This is a genomic window from Mesorhizobium caraganae (assembly GCF_016836705.1).
GTDB lineage: Bacteria > Pseudomonadota > Alphaproteobacteria > Rhizobiales > Rhizobiaceae > Mesorhizobium > Mesorhizobium caraganae.
The window spans coordinates 861,584-878,644 of sequence record NZ_JAFCGY010000001.1 but is presented as its reverse complement, the minus strand read 5'-3'; the positions used below and the strand labels follow the sequence as shown (position 1 = coordinate 878,644).

The 17,061-nt window shown below is 64.1% G+C and carries 16 protein-coding genes; 4 read left to right on the top strand and 12 right to left on the bottom strand.

Annotated elements, in window-relative coordinates; all coding sequences use genetic code 11:
• Positions 1-59 precede the first annotated feature (59 nt).
• On the top strand, positions 60-1,049 hold the full coding sequence (locus JQK88_RS04385) for an ABC transporter permease (protein ID WP_192255331.1): 990 nt from the start codon (positions 60-62) through the stop codon (positions 1,047-1,049).
• A gap of 2 nt (positions 1,050-1,051) precedes the next feature.
• On the opposite strand, the gene phnN is transcribed toward JQK88_RS04385, so the two are convergent.
• From phnN to JQK88_RS04340, 9 genes are all read right to left on the bottom strand, one after another.
• Positions 1,052-1,681, bottom strand: coding sequence for a phosphonate metabolism protein/1,5-bisphosphokinase (PRPP-forming) PhnN (phnN, locus tag JQK88_RS04380; RefSeq protein ID WP_192255467.1), 630 nt, complete (start codon positions 1,679-1,681; stop codon positions 1,052-1,054).
• Positions 1,678-2,817 carry an alpha-D-ribose 1-methylphosphonate 5-triphosphate diphosphatase gene (locus JQK88_RS04375; protein WP_203277584.1) on the bottom strand — a complete coding sequence of 380 codons (1,140 nt, stop codon included), beginning with the start codon at positions 2,815-2,817 and terminating at the stop codon, positions 1,678-1,680. Before JQK88_RS04375 ends, phnN begins: the two co-directional genes overlap by 4 nt.
• A 33-nt stretch (positions 2,818-2,850) precedes the next feature.
• The gene (locus JQK88_RS04370) at positions 2,851-3,558 is read right to left on the bottom strand and encodes a DUF1045 domain-containing protein (protein ID WP_203277583.1); all 708 of its coding nucleotides are present in this window, start codon (positions 3,556-3,558) and stop codon (positions 2,851-2,853) included.
• A gap of 151 nt (positions 3,559-3,709) precedes the next feature.
• Positions 3,710-4,522 carry a 5-deoxy-glucuronate isomerase gene (gene iolB, locus JQK88_RS04365; protein ID WP_203277582.1) on the bottom strand — a complete coding sequence of 271 codons (813 nt, stop codon included), beginning with the start codon at positions 4,520-4,522 and terminating at the stop codon, positions 3,710-3,712.
• A 5-nt stretch (positions 4,523-4,527) separates the two neighbouring features.
• Complete coding sequence (locus JQK88_RS04360) at positions 4,528-4,758, bottom strand: DUF3329 domain-containing protein (RefSeq protein WP_203277581.1); 231 nt, start codon at positions 4,756-4,758, stop codon at positions 4,528-4,530.
• A 43-nt stretch (positions 4,759-4,801) separates the two neighbouring features.
• Positions 4,802-5,719: a myo-inosose-2 dehydratase gene (gene iolE, locus JQK88_RS04355; protein ID WP_192255342.1), complete on the bottom strand. Its 918-nt coding sequence runs from the start codon at positions 5,717-5,719 to the stop codon at positions 4,802-4,804.
• A 227-nt stretch (positions 5,720-5,946) separates the two neighbouring features.
• Positions 5,947-7,797 carry a 3D-(3,5/4)-trihydroxycyclohexane-1,2-dione acylhydrolase (decyclizing) gene (gene iolD / locus JQK88_RS04350; protein ID WP_203277580.1) on the bottom strand — a complete coding sequence of 617 codons (1,851 nt, stop codon included), beginning with the start codon at positions 7,795-7,797 and terminating at the stop codon, positions 5,947-5,949.
• 32 nt (positions 7,798-7,829) lie between these two features.
• Complete coding sequence (locus tag JQK88_RS04345) at positions 7,830-9,764, bottom strand: bifunctional 5-dehydro-2-deoxygluconokinase/5-dehydro-2-deoxyphosphogluconate aldolase (RefSeq protein ID WP_203277579.1); 1,935 nt, start codon at positions 9,762-9,764, stop codon at positions 7,830-7,832.
• 181 nt (positions 9,765-9,945) lie between these two features.
• Entirely contained in the window at positions 9,946-10,674 is a 729-nt protein-coding gene (locus tag JQK88_RS04340; protein ID WP_203277578.1) for an SDR family oxidoreductase, read from the bottom strand.
• A gap of 121 nt (positions 10,675-10,795) precedes the next feature.
• Between JQK88_RS04340 and JQK88_RS04335 the strand changes: the two genes are divergently transcribed.
• Complete coding sequence (locus JQK88_RS04335) at positions 10,796-11,704, top strand: AraC family transcriptional regulator (RefSeq protein ID WP_246749731.1); 909 nt, start codon at positions 10,796-10,798, stop codon at positions 11,702-11,704.
• On the opposite strand, the gene JQK88_RS04330 is transcribed toward JQK88_RS04335, so the two are convergent.
• Positions 11,701-12,546 carry a MurR/RpiR family transcriptional regulator gene (locus tag JQK88_RS04330; RefSeq protein WP_162712017.1) on the bottom strand — a complete coding sequence of 282 codons (846 nt, stop codon included), beginning with the start codon at positions 12,544-12,546 and terminating at the stop codon, positions 11,701-11,703. The two genes, JQK88_RS04335 and JQK88_RS04330, sit on opposite strands and share 4 nt — an antisense overlap.
• A 153-nt stretch (positions 12,547-12,699) precedes the next feature.
• On the opposite strand from JQK88_RS04330, the gene JQK88_RS04325 reads away from it, so the two are divergent.
• Positions 12,700-13,809 (top strand): Gfo/Idh/MocA family protein, encoded by a 1,110-nt coding sequence (locus JQK88_RS04325; protein WP_203277945.1) that lies wholly within the window; start codon positions 12,700-12,702, stop codon positions 13,807-13,809.
• Between the two features lie 5 nt (positions 13,810-13,814).
• Here the strand turns inward: JQK88_RS04325 and JQK88_RS04320 are convergent, their stop codons facing one another.
• Entirely contained in the window at positions 13,815-14,516 is a 702-nt protein-coding gene (locus JQK88_RS04320; RefSeq protein ID WP_203277577.1) for a helix-turn-helix transcriptional regulator, read from the bottom strand.
• Positions 14,517-14,643: 127 nt separating this feature from the next.
• Between JQK88_RS04320 and JQK88_RS04315 the strand changes: the two genes are divergently transcribed.
• Positions 14,644-15,279: a LysE family translocator gene (locus JQK88_RS04315; protein ID WP_203277576.1), complete on the top strand. Its 636-nt coding sequence runs from the start codon at positions 14,644-14,646 to the stop codon at positions 15,277-15,279.
• Positions 15,280-15,581: 302 nt separating this feature from the next.
• On the opposite strand, the gene JQK88_RS04310 is transcribed toward JQK88_RS04315, so the two are convergent.
• Positions 15,582-16,673 (bottom strand): 3-deoxy-7-phosphoheptulonate synthase, encoded by a 1,092-nt coding sequence (locus JQK88_RS04310; protein ID WP_203277575.1) that lies wholly within the window; start codon positions 16,671-16,673, stop codon positions 15,582-15,584.
• Positions 16,674-17,061 lie beyond the last annotated feature (388 nt).

Below are 17,061 nucleotides of genomic sequence, written 5' to 3'. Positions count from 1 at the left end.
CGCGGGTCGCGCGGAACATTTTTGCAGAACCTGCTCAAGCGGGCATTGGGGAGAAGACGATGAGCAAGAAAGATCTCGGCCTGCTGATCCTGATCCTGGTGGTCGGGGCCGTGGTGGCGATCATCAATCCGCGCTTCCTGCTGCCGATCAATCTTGCCAATACGTCGAACCTGATCGGCCTGTTCGGCATCCTGTCGATCGGCCAGGCCTTCGTCATCATCACCGGCGGCATCGAATTGTCGGTCGGCTCGGTGGTTGCGCTGCTCGGTACGCTGTTCATCGACTTCATCGCCGTGCGCGGCCTGGGATGGCCGATCGCGCTGCCGCTGATCCTGGTGCTCGGCGGCATCATCGGGCTGGTGCATGGCTGGCTGATCACCCGGCTCAAATTGCAGCCCTTCGTGGTGACGCTCTGCGGCCTGCTGATCTATCGCGGCGTGGCGCGCTTCTACACCGCCGACGGCACGGCGGGCTTCGGCTTCGGGCAAAATTTCCCGGAGCTGGAATTCCTCACCGCCGGCCGGTCGTGGGGCGTGCCGAACAGCTTCATCGCGCTGATCGTCATCGCCATCGTCATGTGGGTGGTGCTGCACCGCTCGGTGTTCGGCCGCTATCTCTATGCCATCGGCAAGAACGAGGAAGCGGCCAAATATTCGGGCATTCGCACCGGCCGTGTCGTCATGGCCGCCTATGTCATCTGCGGCGTGCTGACTGCGCTGTCGGCGATCTATTTCGCCATGTACACGCGCTCGATCTCGCCGGCCAGCCACGGCCAGTTCTATGAACTCTACGCCATCGCGGCGGCGGTGCTCGGCGGCTTCTCGCTGCGCGGCGGCGAAGGCTCGCTGGTCGGCGTCATCCTCGGCACCGTGCTGCTGCAGGAGCTGCAGAACCTGGTCAATCTGCTCGGCATCCCGTCTTCGCTCAACTTCGCGGTGATGGGCGGCGTGATCCTCATCGGCGTGCTGGTCGACCAGCAATGGGGCGTGTTCCGCGCAAGACGGCTGATGCTCGACGCCAGCCGCAAGGGCGCCGTGGCGGCGGAGTAGTGCTAAATTACCCCCGACATGTCAGAGAACGCCATCGCCTTGCGCAGCACTTCGGCGAAGCGTTCGCCGGCGGCTTCGCGCGGGCCGCCATTGTCGATGGAGGTGACGCCGGGTCCGGACAAAGCGACATTGGCGCTGCGGGCGAGGCGGGCGAGCACTTCGCCGCGCGATTCGCGGCCGCGCTGGGCGAGCCGTTCGGCGAGGATTTCCGGGGCAGCGGTGATCTCGACCACAGCCAGATTGGCATAGCGCTCACGCAGAACCGGGATGACCGCTCGCGACACATTGGCGACCGCGACGTGGCCGTTGGCAATCGACCAGTCGACATCGGCCGGGATGCCGTAGCGCAGACCGTGCGCCTCCCAGGAAATGGCGAAGGCGCCATCAGCCTCGGCCTCGACAAAGGCAGCGTCGGCCAGCGTGTCGTGGTCCTCGCTTGCCGCGTCGCTCGGCCTGGTGATGACCCGGCGCACGAACTCCAGCCTTGTCTCATCGGCAAACAGCGACTTGGCGTAGCCGATCACCGTATCCTTGCCGGCGCCGCTCGGGCCGACGACGGCGACAAAGACGCCGTTGCGGACCGGAAAGGCCTCGGCGGTGAGTTCGCGCTCGATCGACGCCGAGACCATCAGGCGACCCGGCGTCCCTGGCGCCAGACGGTGCGCACGACCGGCACATGGTCGTCGACGCGCACGCGCACCAGGTCGGCGCGGCGGCCCGGTTCGATGACGCCGCGATCGCTGAGGCCGATGGCCTCGGCCGGGTTCTTCGACACCATGGCGACCGCCTGCGGCAGGGAAATGCCTTCGACGACGTCGCCTAGAAAGAAGGCCGACTGGATCAGGCTGAAGGGAATGTAGTCGGACGACAAGATGTCGAGCAGTCCGTCGGCGGCCAGCGTGCGGGCCGAAACATTGCCGGAGTGCGAGGCGCCGCGCATGACATTGGGCGCGCCCATCAGCACGCCGAGCCCGGCCTCCTTTGACGCTTTGGCGGCTTCCAGCGTGGTCGGAAACTCGGCAACGCGCACGCCTTGTTCAATCGCCTCGTCGACATGGCCTGATGTGGCGTCGTCATGGCTTGCCAGCACAATGCCGCGCTCGTTGCAGGCGGCTGATATCGCTACCCGGTTCGGTCCCGAATTCTTCGCCGATTCCGACATCCGCTTTTCGCAGAACAGCTTGAAGTCGCGATCGGTCAGCTTCAGCTTGCGCTGATAGTAATAGGCGTAGGTCTCGAGGTTGACGAACTGGCGCTGCCCCGGCGCATGGTCCATCAGCGACGCCAGCCGCACGCGCTCGTCGCCGTCGAAATTGGCGAAGGCTTGCAGGCAGTCCGGCGCCGAAACCTCGCAGCGCAGGTGCAGGAAGTGGTCGGCCCGCAGGCGATCCTGCGCCACGCTGTCCTCGATGGCATCGGCCAGCTTGCGGATATCGTCGGAGGTGAGGTCCGCGTCCTCGTCCATGCCGACGCGCAAGGCATCGAGCACCGTGGTGATGCCGGCGGTGGCCACCTGCGCGTCATGGGCAAGCACGGCGGCGATCGGGTTCCAGCGCACCTTCGGCCGCGGCGCATAGTGGCCTTCGAGATGGTCGGTGTGCAGTTCGACCAGGCCGGGGATGATGTAGTCGCCGCCCATATCCTCGCCGGTCCGCCCGGTGCCTGCGTCGATGCCGGCGATAAGGCCGTCGCGCAGCAGCAGCGACCCTTCGACGATCTCGTCGGCAAGCACGATGCGGGCATTGGTCAAAACGGTCTCGGCGGTCATCTCAGGCAGTCCTTAGGTTTTAAGGCGACGTGGTCAGGCAGTTTTCCGGGCCGCGCGGCGGCCGAGTGCATGATGGGAGAGCACCATGAACGGGGCGCCCGGTTCGGTTTCGACAAACAGCGTCAGCGCATCCACCAGCACCGGCTGCTGCAGCACCTCGGCGAACAGGCTGTCGATTGCTGCGCGCAGACGTAGGCTTTCCTGTGGCCCGGCCCGGCCGGACAGGGTCATGTGGAAGCGAAACGTCTCGAAGACATAGGGGTAGCCCCACTGGCAGAGATTGCGGAACTCGGCGGGTTTAAGCGAATCCGGGCTGCGCCGCTCGATTTCCGCCTCAGTGAGCGGCGCGCGAAAACGGTCGAAACCAAGCACGACATCATCGGCGAAACGGTTGAGCGGCGGCAGCGGGCCTTCGGGCACCAAGGCAAAGAAGCCGTCGATCTGGCTGACGATGAGACGCGGGATGGTGACCGTCGGCGTCGCTTCGGCAAAGACGTCCAGGGCAGCACGCAGCGAGCTTTCGGTCTCGTTGGCGGCCAGCCGGAAGGGTGCCTTCAGCGTCGCGTGAAAACCGTAGCGGCGGGCCGATGCGGTGTGGAAGGCGACCTCCGCCGCCGACAGGTCGCCCACTGCCTCGACCGGCCTGGTAGCGGCGCCGAAGGGGTCACGTCCCAGCCAGTTGGCGGCGATCCGCGCCAGTGGCTCGTCCTGCCTCGGGGTGAAATAGATGGCGTAGCGCATCGAAAATCCTCGTCAGCCCGCTGCCATAGGTGATTTCCATGACGGATTGACGAAGCTTTGAAGGGTTTTCGATGGCAAATCGACCCCATGGGTCGTTAGCCGACGATTTTTCCGAACTGGGCCAACAGCTTCCCCTGAAAGACAGGGGTGGTCAGGCCTTCATCAGCCATTCGTGCTCGGCCGCGTTGTGGAACTTCCACGTCCGTTTCGGGCCGGCCATGACGTTGAGATAATAGAGGTCGTAGCCATGGCAGGCGGCGCAGGGGTGGTAGCCCTTGGGCACCAGCACGACATCGCCGTCCTCGATCGCCATCGCCTCGTCCAGTTCGCGGGCGCCATTCTTATCGGCGTCGGTATAGACACGCTGGAAGGCAAAGCCCTGCGGCGGGTTGAGGCGGTGATAGTAGGTTTCCTCGAGATAGGATTCGGCCGGCAGATTGTCCTGGTCGTGCTTGTGCGGCGGGTAGCTCGATGTATGGCCGCCGGGCGTGATGACCTCGACCACCAGCAGCGAGTCGGCCGGCTTGCCCTCCGGCAATATGTTGGTGACGTAACGCGTGTTGGTGCCCTTGCCCCGCACTTCCTGGCCGAGATCGTCGGGTGCGATGACGCGCACCGGCAGGCCGCCGCCCAGGCCCGGCGCCGAGCAGACGGCGAGTTCGAGATCGGTGTCCGCGGTCACCGACCAGTCCGCCCCCTCAGGGATGTAGACCGACCATGGCTTGCCCTCGAAGGGCGACATGCGCTCGCCGAGCAGGCCGAGTTCCTGACCACCGGCCTTTGCCGTACCCTTGCCGGTGACGAACACCAGGCAGACTTCGCGATCACCAGTCTTTCCCGAGGCGTTTTCGCCCGGCTTCAGCCGGTGCAGGTCGAAGCCGACATAGGTCCAGCCGGCGCTTTTGGGCGTGACATGGGCGACGCGGCCATGGCCCTTGTCGGCTTTGACGAGCAGTTTCGACATTGCGGTCATTCCTTCGGTTCGGCGCCAGTCTTCGGCTCGACCGGTGGCTTCGCCTCGTCGACTGGCTTGTAGAGATAGAAGAACTGCCAGACGGCGTAGGCGGCGAAGCCGAGCGCGATGGCGCCCCAGAACGGCGTGCCGGAGGCGAATTCGATGATCGCCCAGATCACGCAGACGGCGACGACCGCAACGCGCCGCCACAGCGGCCGGAAGAATGGGTGTTCGTAATCTTTCATCGGGCCAATCTACAGCAAGCTGGCTCGGCGGAAACCCGTCGCATCAGACATTGGGGAACCCTTGCGTCTCGACGGTGTAGCCGGCTGCCGTCATCACCCGCATCAGCTCCTTATGGCCGACCTGTGCCATCTTGAGCGGCGGGTTCTTCTTCGGGTCCTGCTCGGCCTCGACGACGAACCAGCCTTCATAGCCATGGTCGGCGAAGCGCTGCACGATGGCGCCGAAATCCAGCGAGCCATCGCCCGGCACAGTGAAGGCACCGAGCGCCACGGCGTCGAGGAAGGACTGTTTCGTGCGGTCGAGCCCGTCGATCACGGCCATGCGCACATCCTTCACATGGACATGGCTGATGCGCCTGTGGTGGTTGTCGATGGCGCGCAGCACGTCGCCGCCGGCAAAGGCGAGATGGCCGGCATCGAGCAGCAGCGGAATGCCGTCGCCGGAATGGCGCATGAAGGCATCGAGTTCCGGCTCGGTCTCGACCACCGCCGCCATGTGGTGATGATAGGACAGTGGCATGCCCTGCTCGGCGCACCATTCGCCGAACTCGGTCAGCCGCCTTGCATAGGCCTTCATCTCGTCGCCCGACAATTTCGGCTTGGTGGCGAGCGGCTTGGAACGGTCGCCCTGGATCGAGCGGCCGACCTCGCCATAGACGATGCAAGGCGCGTTGACCGCCTTGAACAGGTCGATCATCGGCTGGATGCGATCCTTGTTCTTGCCCATGTCCTCGTCGACCAGCGTCCCGGAGAACCAGCCGCCGCACAGCGTCACGTCGGCCTTCTTCAGGATCGGCAGCATGATTTCGGGATCGTTGGGAAAGCGCCGGCCCATTTCCATGCCGGTAAAGCCCGCCGAACGCGACTGGCGCAGGCATTCCTCCAGCGAGACGTCGTCGCTGAGTTCGGCAAGATCGTCATTCCACCACGCAATGGGGGACATGCCCAGTTTGGCTTTCAAGTCGTCACTCCGGATTGAAACAGTTCATTCTTTTGCCGCCGGCGCTGCCCCTCATCCGCCTGCCGGCACCTTCTCCCCGTATAGTGACGGGGAGAAGGGGTCTAGCCGCGACCTCGGCGTCTTTCTTGCGACGACGGTGATTGGCGAAACCGGTGATGACAGCGTCCCTCTCCCCGTCCCTATACGGGGAGAGGATGCCGGCAGGCAGGTGAGGGGCAGCGCCCATTTCAGTCACCCACGCTCTGCATCTGCCGCTTTTCGTCATAGGCCTTGCGCGCCGCGTTGACCTGGCTGCGGGCGGAGACTTCCGGCACCGCCACATCCCACCAATGGCCGCCGGCGTCGGTTGAGACAAGCGGATCGGTGTCGATCACCAGAACGGTGGTGCGGTCGTTCTTTTTCGACTTCTGCAGCGCGTTTTCCAGGCCGGCGATTGATGGCACTTTTTCTGACATTGCGCCCATGCTGGCGGCATGCGCGGCGAAGTCGATGTCGGGCAGGATTTCGTGGCGCGAGTCCTTCAGCAGATTGTTGAAGTTGGCGCCGCCGGTGGCCATCTGCAGCCGGTTGATGCAGCCATAGCCGCGGTTGTCGAGCAGCACGATGGTGAGCTTGAGGCCGAGCATCACCGAAGTGGCGATCTCGGAATTCAGCATCAGGTAGGAGCCGTCGCCGATCATGACGACGACTTCCTCATCGGGCTTGGCCATCTTGGCGCCAAGGCCGCCGGCAATCTCATAGCCCATGGTCGAGAAGCCGTATTCGGCGTGGTAGGAGCCGGGCGCGCCGGCCTGCCAGAGCTTGTGCAACTCGCCGGGCAGACCGCCGGCGGCATGCAGCAAGGTCACGCCGGAGCCCAAAGCGCGCTGCACGGCGCCGATCACCTGAGCATCCGAGGGATAGGCGGCATTGGTCGAGGCCGTTACCTTGCCGGCATCGGCCTGCCAGGCTTTCTTGCCGGTGGCCGAATTGTCGGTCCAGGCGGGAGGCGCCTTCCAGCCCTTGAGCCCGGCACCGAGTTCGGCGAGCCCTTCGGCCGCATCGGCGACCAGCGGCAAAGCCCGGTGCTTGCCGGCATCGAAAGGCTGCACATTCAGCCCGATGATGGTCTTGCCGGAATTCTTGAACAGCGCCCACGAGCCGGTGGTGAAATCCTGCAGGCGCGTGCCGATGGCCAGCACGACATCGGCCTCTTCCGCCAGCCGGTTGGCGGCCGAGGTGCCGGTGACGCCGACCGCCGCCATGTTGAGCCTATGATTGTCCGGCAGCGAGGATTTGCCGCCTTGCGTCTCGCAGACCGGAATACCTGCGGTTTCGGCGAATTTTGCCAGTTCATCCGATGCCTGCGAATATAAGACGCCGCCCCCCGCGATGATCAGCGGCTTCTTGGCGCCCTTAAGTGCCGCCACCGCCGCCGCCAGTTCGCCGCGGTCCGGGCGCGGCCGGCGCTGGTGCCAGACGCGCTCGGCAAAGAAGCTTTCGGGATAGTCATAGGCCTCGGCCTGCACGTCCTGACACAGCGACAGCGTCACCGGGCCGCACTCGGCCGGATCGGTCAGCACTTGCATGGCCCGGCCCAGCGCCGGAATGATCTGCTCGGGCCGGGTGATGCGGTCGAAATAGCGCGACACCGGACGGAAGCAGTCATTGACCGTCGCCGTGCCGTCGGAAAAATCTTCGGCCTGCTGCAGCACCGGATCGGGGATACGGTTGGCGAAGACATCGCCCGGCAAAAACAGGACGGGCAACCGGTTTACGTATGCAAGGGCCGCCGCCGTCACCATGTTGAGCGCGCCCGGGCCGATCGACGAGGTCGCGGCCATGAAGCGGCGGCGGAAATTAGCCTTGCCATAGGCGATCGCCGCATGCGCCATCGCCTGCTCGTTGTGGGCGCGGAAGGTCGGCAGTTCATCGCGCACCTGATAGAGCGCCTCGCCGATCCCTGCGACATTGCCGTGGCCGAAAATCGCCCAGACGCCGCCGAAGATCGGCACTTTTTTGCCGCCGATCTCGGTCATCTGCTTGCTGAGAAAGCGGGTCAGCGCCTGCGCCATCGTCAGGCGGATTGTCTTCGTCATAGTGTTTTCCTCCGCAGTCCTGTGCCGCGCCTTTATGCTGCTTTACGGCCACGCGCGGCAAGCCACGCTTCGGTCAACTGTTCGAAGCGCGACGCCATGTCGGCGATCGCCTCGTCATCCGACATCTTGCCGGCCAACCACTGTTCGGCGGCGTGGACGAAGATGGTGCGGCCGACGGCGAAGCCCTTGACGATCGGCGCCTTGGCGGTCGCGGCGAAGGCAGCTTCCAGCTCGTCCTGCGGCGCTTCCAGCCCAAGCAGCACGACGCCACGGCACCACGGATCGTGCTTGAGGATGACGGCCTCGATCTTGGCCCAGGCGCCGGCCGAGGCCTGCGGCTCGAGCTTCCACCAGTCCGGCTTGATGCCAAGCGCATAGAGTTCTTCCAGCGCGCGCGGGATCGTGGTGTCGTCGAGCTTGCCGTGCTTGCCGGCGATGATTTCGACCAGCAATTCCCGCCCGACCTTCCGCGCCGCCTCGAACAGCGCGCGCAGTTTCTGCTGCTGTTCTTCCTTGAGCGCCGCCGGATCGTCCGGATGGTAGAAGCACAGGCATTTGATGCAGTGGTCGACCGGCCATTCCACCAGCTGCGAACCTATGTCCTGTGAGAATTCGAAGCGCAGCGGCCGTGAGCCCGGCAGTTCGACGGGACGGCCGAGCCAGGCGAAGGGATGCCTGGCGAATTCGAACATCGCCTCGCGGCCGTGCTTCTCGTCGATCAGCATGCCATAGCCGTCACGGCCGGCGGCGACTTTTGCTGCCGCCTTGACCGCCAGCACCTTGAAGTCGCGGATGCGGGCCGGATCGGCGCCGGTCTTGGCCGCCACGTCCTCGAGCTGGACGCGATGGTCGCAGGCGAGCGCCATCATCGAGGGGATGTCGCGCCGGCGTGTCGTTGCCCAATGGATGTGGTTGATCGCCTCGTCCTTGCGCAAAGCGAGATGCTTGCTGCCGTTCTTGAGGAAGAACTGCAGCTCCTCGAAGGTCGGATATTCCGGCGCGCACAACAGCCGCGACACGGCAAAGGCGCCGCAGGCATTGGCCCAGGTCGCCGCCGTCGCATGGTCTTCGCCACCCAGCCAGCCGCGCAGGAAGCCGGACATGAAGGCATCGCCGGCGCCGAGCACATTGTAGATCTCAATCGGAAAACCCTTGCCGACGACGCCGTCTTCCAGATCGTCGCTGATCGGCCCGTCATAGACGATGCAGCCCATGGCGCCGCGCTTCAAAACGATGGTGGCCGACGACAGCGCGCGGATGGTCTTCAGCGCGCTCAGGCAATCATCGGCGCCAGACGCGATCATGATCTCTTCCTCGGTGCCGACGATGAGATCGCAATCAGGTAATACCGTCTTCAGCTGCGCCGAGACGCGGTCGGATTTCACATAGCGTTCAAAGCCTTCGGCATGGCCGGCAAGGCCCCAGAGATTGGGGCGGTAGTCGATGTCAAACACCACCTCGCCGCCCTTGGCCTTGATGAGGCGGATCGCCTTGCGCTGGGCGGCGTCGCTGTTGGGCCGGGAAAAATGTGTGCCGGTGACGACGATGGAACGCGCCGAGGCGATGAAGGCCTCGTCGATGTCTTCCGGCGCCAGGGCCATGTCGGCGCAGTCCGAGCGGTAGAAGATCATCGGCGAGACGCCTTCGCTCTCGACCGAAAGCAGCACCAAGGCCGTCAGCCGTTCCTTGTCGGTCTTGAGACCGTCGACATTGACGCCTTCGCGCCGCAGCTGTTCGCGGATGAAGCGGCCCATCTGCTCGTCGCCGACGCGGGTTAGCAGCGCCGAGCGCAGGCCGAGCCTCGCCGTGCCGACCGAGATGTTGGCCGGACAGCCGCCGACCGACTTGGCGAAGGAGGTGATGTCCTCCAGCCGCGAGCCGATCTGCTGGCCGTAAAGGTCGACGGAAGCGCGACCGATGGTGATGACATCGAGCGGAGCGTATTTCGCGTCCACGGCTTCGCTCATTGGAACCTCCCGTCAGTCTTGTTGTCTTGAGCAACCTAGTTGGGGGACACGCGCGAGCGGCAGCGTGACGCCGGGAATATGAAATAATAATTCCAATCCATAGTCAATATGGAATGAGCGTTCCTTCTCTTAAAAGTGCTGAGGATGATAACTGCCGGGGACCTTGGAGGCCCGGCTCCTTTCACCAGGGGAGCGGGCCATCGTCGTTGAAATAGCCGGCGTTCGGGCCATCTGCATCCAGGGTCGCCAAGTGTATCACGATCTCGGCCGCCTGCTGCACGGTGCGGTGGCCTTTAAAGCCATTAAGGTCGGTGGCGGTATAGCCGGGTGCCGCGGCGTTGATTTTGATGCCGCTCGGCGCCAGTTCCCGGGCGAAGGCCACGGTAATGGCGTTCAGCGCCGTCTTGGAGCTGCCATAGCCCAGCAGGTTGATCGCATGGTTCGGAGTGCCGGAATCGAGCGCGCGGCCGATGGATCCCGTCGAACTGCTGACCATGACAATACGCGCGGCCGGCGCTGCCAGCAGCAGCGGCAGAAAGGCCTGGGTGACGCGGATCGGGCCGAACACATTGACCTCATAGGTGGCCCTGATATCGGCCAGATGCTGTTCGCTCGGCGGCAACTCATAATTGATGGCGATGCCGGCATTGTTCACCAACACGTCGAGACCGGCGCTTTCCGCACTGACGGTTTTGGCGGCGGCCGCCACGCTGTCGTCCTGCGTGACGTCAAGCGCAAGCCATTGAACGTCCAGGCCTTCGGCGTGCAATTCTTGTTCTGCCGCCATGCCGCGCTCGGCATCCCTGGCGCCGAGCCACACCTTGAAGCCCATCGTCGCCAGCCTTCGGGCGATTTCGCGGCCGATGCCCTTGTTGGCGCCGGTCACCACAGCGGTTTTCGTCGTCGTCATTTTGATATCTCCATTTCTCCATATCGGAGACACGGAGATGGCGCGCCGCTGGCAATGCCGCGCGCCGAAACCTCTCTTCCTCTTGCCTAATCCTCTCGTCCGCCTTGCACGGCCCTCCTGGATGCGCAATGTTTACGCCATGATCGAGGCACTGCGGGAACTGATCGAAATCGCCGGCCGCCATGCGCAGGGACGACGGACGAGAACGGCGATCCCCCACCTTTCGATCGGCCGCAGCGAGACCACCACGGCGCCCGTGGCGGGCGTGTGGGGGTCCGGGATCCTGTTCGTGCTGCAGGGCGCGAAGACGGTTCTGATCGGCGACAGGGCGCTTCGTTACAATCCCGCCAGCTATTTCATCTACACGGTGGAAACGCCCACCATCAGCCAGATCATCGAAGCGAGCGCCGGGCGTCCGTACCTCGCCATCGGCTTCACCCTTGACCTGCAGGCCGTCGCCGCCCTGCTTGTCGAGCACGAGCCGGCGCTTGGCGGCGACAGTTTCGCCACCTCGCCCGTCAATGAAGACCTGCTCGATGCATTGCGTCGAATCATGCGGCTGCTCGACCGGCCGGCCGAGATTCCCGTGCTGGCCAGCATGCTCGAACGCGAGATGCTGTTTCGGCTGCTGCAAGGACCCCAGGGCGGGAAGCTTCGCCAGCTGGCGCGCTCCGATGGCCATCTGTCCCGCATCGGCCAGGCGATCGCCTGGATCCGGACGCATTGCCATCAGCCGATCCGGGTCAGCGATCTCGCCCAGATCGCCCATATGAGCGAGGCTGCCTTTTACCGTCACTTCAAGGCGGCGACCGCGATGAGTCCGATCCAGTATCAAAAACAGATAAGGCTGCTGGAGGCCCGTCATATACTGCTCGCCCAGCCAGGCAATGTTGCCAGCGTCGCTTTTGCCGTCGGCTATGAAAGCGCTTCCCAGTTCAGCCGGGAATATGCCCGCCAGTTCGGGTCGCCGCCGGCGCGTGACGCGGCCCGGCTTTCGGCGGCAGACGAGGCTGCCGTAGAGGTGATCTAGGCCTTGCGCTTGCGGCTCGTGCTTCGCCGCTTCTCGCCGACGCCGACGGTCAACGCCATGGCCAGCGCCATGGTTGCCGACAGCGAGCGGAAGCCGGCGAAATCGGCCTCGGCGACTTCGAACCAGACGCTGGCGAACTGCGCCAGCGGCGAAAACGAGCTGTCGGTGATGGCGACGATCGGCACGCCCTGTTCGGAAATGGTGCGAGCTTCCTCGATGGTGGCTGGCGCGTAGGGCGAGAAGCTGATGGCGATGACGGCGTCCGCCGGCGTAGCGAAGGCGACCATTTCGGCGTTCAGCCCGGCGGCGGATTCGATCAGCTGGTTGCGGATCTTCAATTTGCCCAAAGCATAGGCGATGTAGCTCGCCACTGGATAGGATCGGCGCTTGGCGAGCACATAGATGGTCTCGGCCTTGGCAAGCAGCGAGATCGCGTCTTCGAGATGCGCCTCGTCCAGCGTGCGCGAAATGTCATTGAGCGAGGTGCTGGCGGCAGCGACGAAGCCGTCGAAGATGGCGCGGTGGCCCGCACCCGCATCGGCCTTGGCGCGCAGTGCCTGCAAGCGCTCGTCATAGGAGGAGTTGCGCTCGCGCAGCCGCTCGCGAAACACCTGCTGCAGGCTGGTGAAGCCGTCGAAGCCAAGCTGCTGGGCAAAGCGGATCAGGGTCGAGGGTTGCACGCCCGCCGAAGCGGCGATGCTGGCGGCGGTGCCGAAGGCGATGTCATCAGGATTGTCGAGCGCATAGGCGGCGATCTGGGCGATGCGTTTGGGCAAGGTTTCGCGGCGATCGAGGATCGTGGCGCGCAGCGTCTCGAAGTCGCGAGGTACCCGTTCGTCCATCGTCGGCCCGTCCAAGCTCATCCGTGAAACGTCCTCTCTGCCCCATCATAGCCAGCCAGCGCAAGAACGCCATAAAAAATGAGGCAGACATTCCATTTCAGAACAAAATGGACTAATTCATCCACCGAGGATTTTAGGCAAGTGGAGAAGAAGATGGTCGGCGTCGGTCTTATCGGCACGGGTTTCATGGGCAAGTGCCACGCCATAGCGTGGAGTGCCGTCGGTGCCGTCTTTCCGGATGTCGCCAAACCAAGGCTCGTCCATCTCGGCGAGGTCAATGAGGAACTGGCCAAACGCAAGGCGGGCGAATTCGGTTTCGCCAAGGCTTCGGGCGACTGGCGCGCCGTCGTCAACGATCCGGAGGTCGATATCGTCTCCTTGACCACACCCAACCAGTTCCATCCGGAAATGGCCATCGCCATCCTCGAAGCCGGCAAGCATCTGTGGTGCGAAAAGCCGATGGCGCCGAGCTTTGCCGAGGCCGAGGCGATGGCAGCCGCGGCGAAGAAGTCCGGCAAGGTCGCCGCACTTGGCTACAACTACATACAGAGCCCGGCGATCCGCCACATCGGCGCGCTGCTGGAGGAGAAGATCATCGGCGAAGTCAACCATCTGCGCATCGAGATGGACGAGGACTTCATGGCTGACCCGGAAGCGCTGTTCTTCTGGAAGCATGAGGCGGCGTCCGGCTATGGCGCGCTTGACGATTTCGCCGTGCATCCGCTGTCGCTGGTCTCGGCGCTGTTCGGCCGCGTGGCAAAAGTCATCTGCGACATGGCCAAGCCCTATGCCGACCGCAAGCTGGCCAGCGGCGGCCGCCGCGCCGTCGAGACCTATGACATTGCCAGCGTGCTGATGCATCTGGAAAACGGCATTGCCGGCACGCTGCTGGTCAACCGCTCGGCCTGGGGCCGCAAGGGTCGCATCGCCATTCAGATTTTCGGCTCCAAGGGATCGATCCTGTTCGATCAGGAGCGGATGAACGAAATCCAGCTCTATGTCACCGCCGACCGCCCGACCGAGCAGGGCTACCGCACCATATTGGTGGCGCCGCACCACAAACCCTACGACGCCTTCCTGCCGGCGCCCGGCCACGGCCTTGGTTTCAACGATCTCAAGATCATCGAGTGCCACGAACTGCTGACACGGCTTGCCGGCAAGCCGGCGCGGGTGATCGAGTTCGCCGAGGGGCTGGAGATCGAGCGCACCGTACACGCCATGGCGCGCTCGTTCGAGGAAAAGCGCTGGATGGACGTGCGGTAATAGACTCAGCCGGTCGCGGCCACGGCGTTCGTCTCCCAGCCATCGACCCAGACTTGCCGCAAGCGATCGCCTTCGCCCTTGAAGCGCAGGCCGGTCGCCCGGCAATCCTCGATGCGGTCGCTGCGGAAATTGCGGATGGCCTGGCGCAGTTCGCACCAGGCGACGATGTTGGCGGTCTCTGAGTAGTAGATCAGCGCGATCGGGCGGATCAGCCGCTCGGAAGCGCGGCCCATTTCGTCGCGATAGGAGAGATCGAGCTTCTCCTCGTCGCGGATGGCGCGGCGCACCAGCGCCAGATCGATGGTGCCGATTGCGGGCGCGGCGAAGCCCCAGACATGCAACGCATTGGCGTCGAACGCCTGGCGCAAGGGCGGCGGCACAGCACCTGCAATTTTGGCGCTGACGCGCTTGGCCGCCTGCTTGAGTTCGCTGTCGCCCGTGCGCTCCAGCAGCGCCAGCGACAGCACGATCGCCTCCATTTCCTCGATCGAAAACATCAGCGGCGGCAGATCGAAGCCGGGGCGCAGGATATAACCGATGCCGCGCCCGCCCTCGATCGGCACGCGCATCGCCTGCAGGGCGGCGATGTCGCGATAGATCGAGCGGACCGTCACTTCCAGCTGCTCGGCGATCATTGCCGCCGTTACCGGCTGCCTTGCCAGCCGCAGGATCTGGATGATCTCGAACAGGCGCGACGCCTTGCGCATTTCCTCTCCCGATCAAAACGCTACTGACACATCCCCGTCAGTTGGGATGGTCTATTGGACTGCCTATCGGCTTGAAAATCAACAAATTCCTCAACGGCACACCGTGAGCAAGCGACAGGCAACTGACATGAGTTATGCAGAGAATCTCTGGCTGTTCTTTATCCTGCTGTTCGGCATCATCATCGTGCCCGGCATGGATATGCTGTTCGTGCTTGCCAATGCGCTGACCGGCGGCGGTAACAGAGGGCTTGCCGCGACCGGCGGCATCATGACGGGCGGCATGGTGCATACGCTGAACGGCGCGGTCGGCGTCGGCCTGCTGATGCATTTCGTGCCGATCCTCTACAACCCGCTGCTCATCGCGGGCGCCGCCTACATGGCCTATATCGGCCTGACGCTGATACGCAGCTCGATCAAGGTCGGCCAAGACGGGCCGGCCGGCAGCCGCTCCGCATGGAAGGCGTTTCGCCAGGGGCTGGTGATCTGCCTGATCAATCCCAAAGCCTATCTCTTCGTCTTCGCCGTCTATCCGCAATTCCTGAAGCCGGCCTATGGCCCGATCTGGATTCAGGCGGCCATCATGGGATTGATGACGGTCGCCACGCAATTTGCCGTCTATGGCGGGCTCGCAGTGTCAGCCGGGCGCAGCCGCAATCTGCTGGTCGCCAATCCGCGGGCGACCATATTTGCCGGCCGGGCGGCCGGACTGCTTCTGGTTGTGGTTTCGGTGCTGACCGCCTGGCACGGTTTGAAAGCGGCATGATTGCTGCTACCCGCCGCAGTGCAATCGCCGCCTATGGCCTGGGCGCCCTTGCGCTTTACGAATACCCCCACCCTTAATCCCTCCCCTCAAGGGCAGGGCTATCGCATATGGATTCTTACGAAAAGGGACCCCCACCCTAACCCTCCGCACAAGGGGGAGGGAACGCTGCCGCGCGCCCTGTTTATCTCCGCCCCTGCATCCAGACGTCAATAATTTGCCGGATCAGCGCCAGCAGAGTCTCCCTGCCCCTTGTGGGGAGGGATTAAGGGTGGGGGTAAGTGCCGGGCAAACGCCGGCAAGCGTCAAGCCGCGCCCTGCCGGCTCTCCAGCATGGCGCGGCGGGTTGAGCGGCGCCATTCGACGGTGCCGGCGAGGCCGTGCAGCACCGTCTCGGTGGTCGCCCAGTCGATGCAGCCATCGGTGATGCTCTGGCCATAGACGAGCGGCTTGCCGGGCACCACGTCCTGCCGGCCGGCGACGAGATTGCTCTCGATCATGACGCCGATGATGCGCTCGTCGCCCGCTGCCACCTGGCCGGCCACGTCGGCCGCCACCTTGGGCTGATTCTCCGGCTTCTTCGCCGAGTTGGCGTGGCTGACATCGATCATCAGCCGCGGCGCGACACCGATGCGGGCGAGTTCGGTCGAGGCCGCCTCGACGCTCGCCGCGTCATAATTCGGCTGAACGCCGCCGCGCAGGATGACATGGCAGTCCTCATTGCCGGTGGTTGCAGCAATGGCGCTGCGCCCACCCTTGGTCACCGCCATGAAATGATGCGGCTGGGCAGCCGATTTCACCGCCTCGGCGGCGATCCGCAGGTTGCCGTCGGTGCCGTTCTTGAAGCCGACGGGGCAGGACAGGCCCGATGCCAGCTCGCGGTGGATCTGGCTTTCGGTGGTGCGCGCCCCGATGGCGCCCCAGGCGACGAGGTCGGCAATGTATTGCGGGATGGTCATATCGAGGAACTCGGTCGCTGCCGGCAGGCCGAGATTGTTGACGGCCGACAAGACGTTGCGCGCCATGCGCAACCCTTTCTCGATGTTGAAACTGCCGTCCAGGTCGGGATCGTTGATCAGGCCCTTCCAGCCGACCGTGGTGCGCGGCTTCTCGAAATAGACGCGCATGACGATCTCGAGCCGGTCGGACAGGGTCTCGCGCAGCGCCGCCAGACGGCTGGCATAGTCAACGGCCGCGACCGGATCGTGGATGGAACAAGGGCCAACGATGACAAGCAGTCGATCGTCGGCCCCCGTAAGGATGGAATGGATGGCGTTGCGCGATGCGCTCACGGTGCGCGTTGCCGTCAGCGTGCGCGGTATCTCGCGCATCACCTCTTCCGGTGTGCTCAATGCCCTGATTTCGGTGACCCGGAGGTCGTCTGTGGTGGTCAACACGGCTTTCTGCTCCTGTTTTTTAGGAGACCTGCCGGCTGAAACAAAAAAGCCGCCAGGTCTGGCGGCTGTTCGGACTTGTTGCTGCAATCTTCAGATCGAGCGCAATCCTCCCGCCGCCAGCGAGCTGCTAAAGTACCAATACGTGGCGGACAGGTTGATCATGAGGCTCATATAATCGAAGCCGAGGTGTTTGTCACGTGCCGTAAATGAGTTGGTGAGATCGCCGGCGAGAGCGCCCCTCTCCCCGTCACTATACGGGGAGAGGATGCCGGCAGGCAGGTGAGGGGCGGCGCTTGCGTCGGAGGATAGGACGGGGCGAAAAGCGCTACTTCAATCGACCCTGTAACTGTCAAAGTCGGTGCTGCCCCTCATTGCCCTGCCGGGCATT

Coding starts and splice junctions, on each gene's coding strand:
- JQK88_RS04345 (WP_203277579.1), bottom strand. CDS start 9,764: ATGAGCGAAGCCGTGGACGCGAAATACGCTCCGCTCGATGTCATCACC.
- JQK88_RS04335 (WP_246749731.1), top strand. CDS start 10,796: ATGCGCAATGTTTACGCCATGATCGAGGCACTGCGGGAACTGATCGAA.
- JQK88_RS04385 (WP_192255331.1), top strand. CDS start 60: ATGAGCAAGAAAGATCTCGGCCTGCTGATCCTGATCCTGGTGGTCGGG.
- JQK88_RS04325 (WP_203277945.1), top strand. CDS start 12,700: ATGGTCGGCGTCGGTCTTATCGGCACGGGTTTCATGGGCAAGTGCCAC.
- JQK88_RS04330 (WP_162712017.1), bottom strand. CDS start 12,546: ATGGACGAACGGGTACCTCGCGACTTCGAGACGCTGCGCGCCACGATC.
- JQK88_RS04315 (WP_203277576.1), top strand. CDS start 14,644: ATGAGTTATGCAGAGAATCTCTGGCTGTTCTTTATCCTGCTGTTCGGC.
- JQK88_RS04340 (WP_203277578.1), bottom strand. CDS start 10,674: ATGACGACGACGAAAACCGCTGTGGTGACCGGCGCCAACAAGGGCATC.
- JQK88_RS04375 (WP_203277584.1), bottom strand. CDS start 2,817: ATGACCGCCGAGACCGTTTTGACCAATGCCCGCATCGTGCTTGCCGAC.
- iolD (WP_203277580.1), bottom strand. CDS start 7,797: ATGACGAAGACAATCCGCCTGACGATGGCGCAGGCGCTGACCCGCTTT.
- iolB (WP_203277582.1), bottom strand. CDS start 4,522: ATGTCGAAACTGCTCGTCAAAGCCGACAAGGGCCATGGCCGCGTCGCC.
- JQK88_RS04320 (WP_203277577.1), bottom strand. CDS start 14,516: ATGCGCAAGGCGTCGCGCCTGTTCGAGATCATCCAGATCCTGCGGCTG.
- JQK88_RS04360 (WP_203277581.1), bottom strand. CDS start 4,758: ATGAAAGATTACGAACACCCATTCTTCCGGCCGCTGTGGCGGCGCGTT.
- JQK88_RS04370 (WP_203277583.1), bottom strand. CDS start 3,558: ATGCGCTACGCCATCTATTTCACCCCGAGGCAGGACGAGCCACTGGCG.